At 38.1% G+C, this 1,314-nt stretch carries 4 protein-coding genes; 1 reads left to right on the forward strand and 3 read right to left on the reverse strand.

Translation table 11 applies throughout. The features are described from left to right. Positions 1 to 244, forward strand: a 244-nt coding sequence (locus M901_RS06015; RefSeq protein WP_021277293.1) for a hypothetical protein, incomplete at its 5' end; no start/stop codon positions are given. Between the two features lie 31 nt (positions 245 to 275). Here M901_RS06015 and M901_RS06020 read toward each other — a convergent pair. From M901_RS06020 to M901_RS06025, 3 genes are all read right to left on the reverse strand, one after another. After that, a complete protein-coding gene (locus M901_RS06020; protein ID WP_021277290.1) occupies positions 276 to 707 on the reverse strand; it encodes a TraR/DksA C4-type zinc finger protein in 432 nt (143 codons plus the stop codon). A 160-nt stretch (positions 708 to 867) separates the two neighbouring features. Beyond that, on the reverse strand, positions 868 to 1,086 hold the full coding sequence (locus M901_RS17440; RefSeq protein ID WP_021277292.1) for a hypothetical protein: 219 nt from the start codon (positions 1,084 to 1,086) through the stop codon (positions 868 to 870). Beyond that, positions 1,056 to 1,244, reverse strand: a complete 189-nt coding sequence (locus M901_RS06025; protein WP_157679875.1) for a hypothetical protein — start codon at positions 1,242 to 1,244, stop codon at positions 1,056 to 1,058. The genes M901_RS17440 and M901_RS06025 overlap by 31 nt, the downstream gene beginning before the upstream one ends. Between the last annotated feature and the right edge of the window lie 70 nt (positions 1,245 to 1,314).

The following is a 1,314-nucleotide window of genomic DNA, read 5'->3' on the forward strand; positions in this document are numbered from 1 at the left end:
AATGTCATTTCCTGCTGTTTTTGTCGTAATGGGTCTATCAATATTCACTCTTGCTTTTAGGATCAATAGAAAATCCATTGCGAAGAGAAAGGCCTATCAAAACCGTATTAAGAAAAAGAAGATGGCAAAAAAACCTGTAAAGAAAAAGACAAAAAAGAAAGTAAGAAAGAAAGTTAAGTCGAAGCTTGAAAAAAGTGAAGACGATCTCTCCCTCTCTGAAGAGGATCTTTCAGAGGTCGCATAAAAAAAGGCTCCGCTAGGGGAGCCTTTTAAAATTATCTCTTACCGATTTCGGCGATAGTTTTACCAAGTGATTTAGAACGTTTCATGAAGACGTTGCTCTTTTCTTCCATTTCGTTCTCTTCTTTACAAGAGATACAAAGTTCAGCAACAGTTCTTGCAGAAAGTCTTTCGAACGCGATTTCAGCATCACATTCAGTACAAAGTCCGTATTCACCTTTTTCAATCTTCATAAGGGCCTTGTTGATTTTCTTAAGAAGGAAAAGTTCACGGTTTCTCATTCTGATAGCTTCAGAAGTCTGAGTATTGATACTCGCTTCATCAACTGGGTCTGCAAGTTCAGATTTGTCCATGCAGTACTGGTCTTTTTGCTCATGCTTGTTTCTGATCATTTCTTGGTCAGCTAGAAGCTTGTCCTTGATCGTTTTAATTTGGTCGTCAGATAGATAAGAATTAGCTCTTGTCATTCTTCGTCTCCCTTAAAGCCCCTTCCGGGTTCTCAATGTCTTTTGCAGATTTGAAAAACTTTCACTTCTGCAATGTGAAGTTGTTATACGTGTGTTGTGTGTTGAAAACCAATTTACAGGTATTTTTACAGGTTAGGAAAAGGAATTTTCTTACAAAGAGTTACACTTCACTAGGTTTCAAGGGCTTAGGAAGCTCTTTTGGAAAGCTTTTTTCGCAATATGGACAGAATTTCCAGAACTGAATATCGATAACTCTCTTACAGCCTTCACAAGAAATATTATATTCAAGGTCAACAAAGAGCTCATTATTTGCCCCAGCGAAAATATCAGCGCGCATTGCGCGAATAGTCACTGGATGGGCCCTAAATGTTCCTGGCATTGTTTGATTTGGAATAAACTTTGCGGGAGAGACACTCTTGTCAGGAAAATCTGAACTTTGATTTCTTGCTCAGGCTCCGGTGCAAACATTCTTTGTTCAGCTGCATTAGTTGCTGATTGAAGTTTTTCATATTGTTTTTGAGTATCAAAGTTATCCATAACTACCTCTGCCACTTTCTTTCTAAAAGCTCGATGATTTGTTTTGCGGCCTTCTTATGCTCATTGAAGA

This window comes from Bacteriovorax sp. DB6_IX, assembly GCF_000447775.1.
Lineage (GTDB): Bacteria > Bdellovibrionota > Bacteriovoracia > Bacteriovoracales > Bacteriovoracaceae > Halobacteriovorax_A.

Bases quoted from the DNA above. Each gene is read 5' to 3' on its own strand.
- M901_RS06025 (WP_157679875.1), bottom strand. From the start codon at position 1,244: ATGGATAACTTTGATACTCAAAAACAATATGAAAAACTTCAATCAGCA.
- M901_RS17440 (WP_021277292.1), bottom strand. From the start codon at position 1,086: ATGCCAGGAACATTTAGGGCCCATCCAGTGACTATTCGCGCAATGCGC.
- M901_RS06020 (WP_021277290.1), bottom strand. From the start codon at position 707: ATGACAAGAGCTAATTCTTATCTATCTGACGACCAAATTAAAACGATC.